Genomic DNA, 1142 nt, shown 5'->3' with positions numbered 1-1142 from the left:
GCCAGGCAGGTCATGGTGATGTCGGCGAAGGCGAACACGGTCGACAGGTTCTGCATCGAACCCCAGACGATCAGGGCCAGTACCAGGGCGCGGTAGGTCATCAGCACGGCGCGGTTGCGGCTGAGGAACTGCAGGCTGTTTTCGCCCAGGTAGTAGTTGTAGAGGATGCAGGTGAAGACGAACAGCGACAGAGCGACGCTGACGAAGATCCGGCCCCAGTCACCGACCACCGCGGCCAGGGAGTTCTGGGTCAGGACGATGCCGTCACCCTCGAAGCCCGGGGTGTAGAAGCCCGACAGCAGGATCAGCAGCGCGGTGCAGGTGCAGATGACGAAGGTGTCGAGGAACACGCTGAACGCCTGGACCACGCCCTGGGCGCCCGGGTGTTTCACGGCGGCCACGGCGGCCACGTTCGGGGCACTGCCCAGGCCGGCTTCGTTGGCGAACACGCCACGCTTGACGCCCATGACGATGGCGCTGCCGAGCAGGCCGCCGAACGCCGGGTCGAGGCCGAAGGCGCTCTTGAAGATGGTTTCCAGCATGGCCGGAACGTGTTCGATCTGGGTGCCGATCACGTACAGGGTCACGCCGATGTAGGCCAGGGTCTTGACCGGAACCAGCAGGTCGGACACCGCGGCGATGCGCTTGATGCCCCCGAGGAACACGATCGCCAGCAGCACGGCGAGGACGATGCCGGTGTGGTTCGGCGAGAAGCCGAAGGCGTTCTGCAGGGAGTGGGTCACGGTGTACGACTGCAGGCCGTTGAAGGCGAAGCCGTAGGTGACCAGCAGCAGGATGGAGAACACCACCGCCATGCCCTTGAGCTTCAGGCCGTGCTGGATGTAGTAGGCCGGACCGCCACGGTACAGGCCATCGCCGTCGGCGCGCTTGTAGACCTGGGCCAGGGTACATTCGAAGAAGCTGCTGGACATGCCGACCAGTGCGGTGACCCACATCCAGAACACGGCGCCCGGACCACCGAGGGTCACGGCGATACCGACACCGGCGATGTTACCGGCACCGACACGCCCGGCCAGACTCAGCATCAGGGCCTGGAACGAGCTGAGTTGGCCTGCCTGGCCGCGCAGGGACTCCTTGAACACCCCGAACATGTGACCGAAATGGCGGAACTGGACGAACCG

General features: G+C 65.1%; 1 protein-coding gene. It reads right to left on the bottom strand.

Going from position 1 to position 1142, the window contains the following annotated elements; genetic code table 11:
- Positions 1-1142: alanine/glycine:cation symporter family protein (locus K675_RS0110150; RefSeq protein ID WP_017903408.1), on the bottom strand; the 1142-nt coding region annotated here is incomplete at both ends.

It is taken from the genome of Pseudomonas fuscovaginae SE-1, assembly GCF_000364705.1.
Taxonomy (GTDB): Bacteria; Pseudomonadota; Gammaproteobacteria; order Pseudomonadales; family Pseudomonadaceae; genus Aquipseudomonas; species Aquipseudomonas fuscovaginae_A.
This window is presented reverse-complemented; position numbering and strand designations above follow the sequence as displayed.